Raw genomic sequence first — 5,913 nt, forward strand, 5'->3', positions numbered from 1 at the left:
AAATTTAAATTTTTGATATAATATCTACGTAGATATAAAATAGAAAATAGATTCTATCTAACTACTCAGAAAATTCAATTTGGATTTGAGGATTGGTTGAATGTGTGGCATAATCTTTATTATTATCACCTGCAAATACCATTGTTGAAAATATTACTATTCCTATGATTATTAATATAGTGATTTTTTTCATATTTTCCACCTCCATTTTTGATTTTACCATTTCTAACATGGTTTTCAAGTCATTTTTCGGCTTCTGTAAATATGTTTATTTCAATATTTCAGAAGGTACCAAAACAACTTTTAAAAAATCGCTTATTTTATTAGTATTTTTAATATTTTATTACATAATTTAAATTAATATTTTATGATAATTAGAGTATTATTTGAATTTTTCTACTAATATAGTCCGTAATTTAATTGTAATAAATTAGCGCTGTAAATAAAAAAATACGATATGGTAAAAGTTATTTTAAGAAGGTGATATTTTGAATGAGTATAAATTAAAAGATATTATTTTCATAGTTCAATATGGTTCATTTTCAAGAACTATAATTAATTATTTACTGGATATACTCAAAGAGGAAAGTGTAAAATACTATTTATTACTATTAAAATCAATATGGGATTCAAAATATAGAAATGCTTTTAAATATGCTGATAAAGTTATTTCAACAACAACAACAACAATATTGAGAGAGCTTGCAAGATTTGAAAAGATATGGATATTGTCTTTAAAAAAGAAGAAAAACAATATGATTGAAGAAATTAATATACTCAAAAACAATTTACCTTCTCTTCCAGATTATGCAAGGAATCTAATAATTCCAGGATTAAATCTTTTAATTGAAAGGTTGGAAATAAATGAAAATCTGAGAATTTATAGTCAAAAATACAAAGAATATAAAAATCAACAATCAATAATAAAATATTCAGAAGCAAGAAAAGAAATAAAAAAAGAAAATTACAACAAAGCATATTATTTATTTATAGAAGGATATTTTCTTGCAAAAGACTTTCCACATCCAACTATGATGTGTAATGGTTTAAATGGTGCAGCATGGTGGATAAAAAAAGTAGATAAAAAGAAGGCTTTGATTGCTGCTGAGTTATTGGAGTATTATATTGGTTACTATTTTGAGGATTTAAATTATATTTATAACTGGTTTGATACTATTTTTGAAGTAAAAAAGATTAATAATGATATGCGTATTTCTGAAATATGTAATATAGTAAATGAACTAAAAAAGATTTTTCCTGAAGTAAATCTCGATAAGAAGTTTAATAGAAGCTTTTATTCAAAAGAATTTGAAAAAGAAATAAAGAAGAATTTTAAAGAAAATACTATTAAATTTAGAAAACAAAAAGAAGTAAATATCCCAATATTATTCTTCTCAGCATATACAGCATTAATAGAAAAACCATTTTTTACAAAGAGTCATATTTTGAAATTGACTTTTGAAGGAGATAAAAATAAGATTATTAAATTCTTCTCTGCTAATTATGAGAAGATGTATTTTTTTAATGTTATGATGGAGAATTTTCATGAGAAAATTCTCATAGATAATTTACTGAATAAAAATAATAATCCTCAGACTGCCGAAGGCTGTTTATTCTATTTAGCAAGAAAAAAACTCATCACTGAGCTTTTTAAGAAACCAAAGAACTTTAAGGAGTTTGTTTTTAATTATTTTAAGCTCAGTGATGAGGAAATGAAAGTTTTTGATGTGTTTTTAAGAAATTGCGTTCGATACGATATTAAATGGTCCATTACTCCTTATCCAAAAAGCAAGATTCGTGATTTTGCAATTAAATATGGTCTTGGTCAAAAAAGAATTGCTTTAGGTTATTACTCTTTTGAAGATGACGAAAGAATTTTGATTGATGAGATTATTGATAAATTCTTATAACAAAATCCCTATAAATAGGGATTTTATTATATCTATTAAATTTTCTCAATTATATAATCCTCTGTATATGGTAAAATAAATTGGTTCTTTCCAAGGTTACTTGATATTTACAATTTTCCATCCCTTTTCTTTTGTAAATTCTATAAGTGTAATTTTTTCTTCTTTGGCCAATGAAATTAGATTTTCTTCAAATCCGCTTTTTGATACCAAAATAAAATTATCCACACTTATTTTAGATTTTTCTGTTTTGAATTTTAGGTTATAAAAATCTTTTATATTCATCTTCCTATTTCTCCATTTTATTTCTGCAGCATATATTTTATTTTCAAAATCCTTTCCAAGCATATCTATTTCAATATTTTTATTCCAATAATTACCTGCTTCAGCAAGATTAAATTTTTCTTTCAAAAATATTATGCTTTGTTTTTCAAACTCAAAAGAAACATATTGCGTCAAATCATTTTTTATAATTTCAATAACATTGGAATAATCATTTAAATCAACACTATCTTTATGTGGGAAAATGTATCTATACCAGAAATTAAATAATTGATCATCGATTTTATATATAAAGTTCTTTATTCTATGTGGATTTTTAGTAAAAGCAGGATATTCCCTTTTTACTATTTTTAAAAGCTGCAATGATTTTAAATAAGGCTGTATCCTTCTTGAATCGGTTTCACCAATAAATGAGGTTATTTCGTTAATTCTTGTTTTTCCACTGGCGACTGCTTCAAGAATTGATTGATAAATAGATGTTTCTCTTAATTCCTGTGTTAAAATAAAATATGGCTCTTCTTTTAAGGGTGCCCCAAGAGTTAAAAATAAATTTTCTATGTTTTTTAATATATCTAATTGACTATTCCACAATTGAAGATAATATGGAATTCCACCAATAATGGAATAAATTGTCATTAATGAATGATAATCATTATCTGGAATAAATAAATTAATATCTTTAAAGGCTATGGGATTTAATTTTAGATTTCCTGTTTTTCTACCATATAATGGATTATTATAACTTAAAATACCTTCCATAAAACTTATGCTCGAACCACATAGGATTAATTTCATTTTTGATGATACAAACTCATCAATTAATAATTGTAATATAGAAAGTATTTCCTGATTTTTTTCAACTAAATATTGAAATTCATCAAGAACCATGATTATACTTTCTCTATTTGAATATTCGAATAAAACCCTAAAAGCATCTTCCCAATTTTCAAAAGATATTTTTCCAAATTTCAAAAATTCTCCAACTTTATTGGAAAATGTTTTTAATTGCTCTTTTGGAGAAATTTTTCTAGCTGTATAATATAATATGTTTTTATTTTTTGTAACTTCTTTTAATAAAAAACTCTTTCCTATTCTTCGACGACCATATAATACAAATACCTCTTTTTTATTTGAATTTAATATCTTTTCAAAAAATTCTCTTTCTTCAAATCTGTCTATAAAAATAATATCACCTCACAATTAATTATACTAAACTAGATTAGTATAATTTAAATTAGTATAATAACACTTATAATTATATCATAAAAATCTAAATAAAAAAACAAGCTGAAAAATCTCAGCTTGTTTTTATTCTGACAAGTCTATAATTTCTTAGAAATTTTTAAACTTCACCTTTCAAATATTTTTTTCTTTCAGTTTCTGGATACTTTTCAATTGCATATCTTAACATTGTTCTCGGCATTTTCTCATAATATTTCTTTAAAAATTCATCTTCAACTTTTTTATTTCTTTTTCCTATTTCACGTAACATCCATCCAACTGCTTTATGAATTAGATGATGTTCATGATTAATAAGAATTTCAGATATTCTAAGTGCATCACTAAAATCATTCCTTTTAATAAAATAAAAAGTTGATAAGATGGCTATCCTTTGCTTCCATAAATTATTTGACTTCGCAAAATCATACAGAAGACTTTTATCCTTTTCATATAAATATGCACCTAAAATGTGTGGTGCAGAACTATCTACAAGATCCCAATTGTTTACATTATCAATATTTTTTAGATATACTTCTACTACTTTATCAGGATATTTTTTATATTTGTGTGTCAATATAAAAAGAGCTAATAATCTAAATTCATGATATTCAGAATTTAAAAATTTCTCAATTTCTGAAAAATCTAAATCTTTGTATTTTTTTGCAAATCTTCTTATAATAGGAACTTTTATTCCCAAAAATTTATCTCCTTTTCCATACCCATCATTACCTTTAAAATACTTTTGAGAATGTTCGGCTCTTTCACTATTTTTAAATTCAGATATTTCAGAAATGATTTTTTCAATTCTTCCCATTATATCACCACCAAAAAATTTAATTTTTTTCATAACACTTCTCTTTTTTAACTTCTTGATAAGTTTTTAAAAAACTCCAATTTAACCACTTTCTTTTTAGATTAAATTCTATATTCTTATATAATATCATAATTTTTCTGGAATAAAGTCAATAATAATATTAAAAAATTTTGACTATATTCCAATTTTATTTTATCATTTTAAAGTAATATTTCTATTGACAAATAAATTTAAACGGTATATAATTATACTGGATAGTATAATTATATATAGTATAATACTGATTAGTATAATACCGAGGTGAGAATATGAAATTCTATAATAGAAAAAAGGAATTGGATTTTTTTGAAAAAATTAAGAATTCTAAAGATAAAAAATTTATTGTTTTATATGGAAGAAGAAGAATTGGAAAGACTACATTAATTAAAAAAGCTTTTAAAAATGAATATAATTCATTCTATTATTTTGTTGAAGTAAAAAAGGAAGAAACACTGTTAAAAGAGTTAAGTTTAGCTTTTTCAAAAAGTATATATATGCGTTGGTATGATTTATTTACAGAGCTGTTTGAAAAATATGATTATGTTATTTTTGATGAATTTCAAAATTTCTATAAAATCAATCCGGAAATTTTATATGCTTTTCAACATGCCTGGGATGATACTGAAAATAATATTAAATTAATTGTTTTAGGTTCATATGTTGGAATGATTAAAAAAATATTTATGGAAGAAAAGATGCCATTATTTGGGCGAAGTGATTATTTTTTGAAAATAAAAGATTTTTCATTAAAAGATTCTCTTATTATGCTTAAAGATTTTGGATACGATATTATTGAATCTCTGGAAATTTATGGGATGGTAGGAGGAATTCCAAAATATTTATGGCTTTTTAAAGAAAAAAAAGATATAAAAAGTTTAATTTATGATATTTTTATTGATGATTTTTCCCCTTTACGAGAAGAAGCCAAGAATATTTTAATAAGCGAATTCGGCTCTGAACATAAGTCATATTTTTCAATTCTTGAAGCACTTGCTGGTGGCATGAAAACAACATCTGAAATAAAGGATATTTCTAAAATCCCACAAACAAGTCTGCCAAAATATTTAAATGAATTGAGCGATATATACGAAATCATTTCAAGAGAAAAATCGTTGTTTTCAAAGAAAAATAAAGATATTCGTTATTCTATAAAGGATAAGTTTTATAATTTCTTTTTTTATCATATTTATAGAAATTACTCTTTAATTGAATTTTTTCCTGAAAAGGCAATTAAAAAGATTTATAATGAATTTAATACATATATGGGTTTTCAATTTGAAGAGATATGTAAAACTTTTATCCAGGAAAATCCTCAATTATTTGACTTTATACCTGAAAATATTGGAAAAGTATGGGGACGGGTTCCTTATAAGAAAAATGAGTCGTATGATATTGACATTGTAGCTTATGATGAGAATAATATACTTTTCGGCGAATGTAAATGGAATAACAAAAAAGTTGATTTATCCATTTATGATAAATTAAAATTGAGAAGCGAATTTGTAAATTACGGAAATAAAAATAAGAAGTTTGTGATTTTTTCTAAAAGCGGATTTGCAGAAGATTTACTTAGTTTAAAAGATAAAAATTTATTTTTGCTTACCCCTGAAGATTTTTGGGACTATCCAAAATACTGTGTAAATTAATTAT

At 23.8% G+C, this 5,913-nt stretch carries 5 protein-coding genes; 2 read left to right on the plus strand and 3 right to left on the minus strand.

What is annotated here, in order from left to right:
* Positions 1-61: 61 nt before the first annotated feature.
* Entirely contained in the window at positions 62-193 is a 132-nt protein-coding gene (locus tag XO11_RS10590) for a hypothetical protein (RefSeq protein WP_255370589.1), read from the minus strand.
* Positions 194-488: 295 nt separating this feature from the next.
* On the opposite strand from XO11_RS10590, the gene XO11_RS01570 reads away from it, so the two are divergent.
* Positions 489-1,910, plus strand: coding sequence for a hypothetical protein (locus tag XO11_RS01570; protein ID WP_175418064.1), 1,422 nt, complete (start codon positions 489-491; stop codon positions 1,908-1,910).
* A 96-nt stretch (positions 1,911-2,006) separates the two neighbouring features.
* Here XO11_RS01570 and XO11_RS10705 read toward each other — a convergent pair whose 3' ends face one another.
* Both XO11_RS10705 and XO11_RS01580 read right to left on the minus strand, forming a co-directional pair.
* A complete protein-coding gene (locus XO11_RS10705; RefSeq protein WP_368494354.1) occupies positions 2,007-3,377 on the minus strand; it encodes an ATP-binding protein in 1,371 nt (456 codons plus the stop codon).
* A 154-nt stretch (positions 3,378-3,531) separates the two neighbouring features.
* Complete coding sequence (locus XO11_RS01580) at positions 3,532-4,224, minus strand: DNA alkylation repair protein (protein WP_041638700.1); 693 nt, start codon at positions 4,222-4,224, stop codon at positions 3,532-3,534.
* Between the two features lie 308 nt (positions 4,225-4,532).
* Between XO11_RS01580 and XO11_RS01585 the strand changes: the two genes are divergently transcribed.
* Positions 4,533-5,909: an ATP-binding protein gene (locus XO11_RS01585; RefSeq protein ID WP_175418066.1), complete on the plus strand. Its 1,377-nt coding sequence runs from the start codon at positions 4,533-4,535 to the stop codon at positions 5,907-5,909.
* The last annotated feature ends 4 nt before the right edge of the window (positions 5,910-5,913 follow it).

This window comes from Marinitoga sp. 1138, assembly GCF_013363265.1.
In the GTDB taxonomy this organism is placed as follows: domain Bacteria; phylum Thermotogota; class Thermotogae; order Petrotogales; family Petrotogaceae; genus Marinitoga; species Marinitoga piezophila.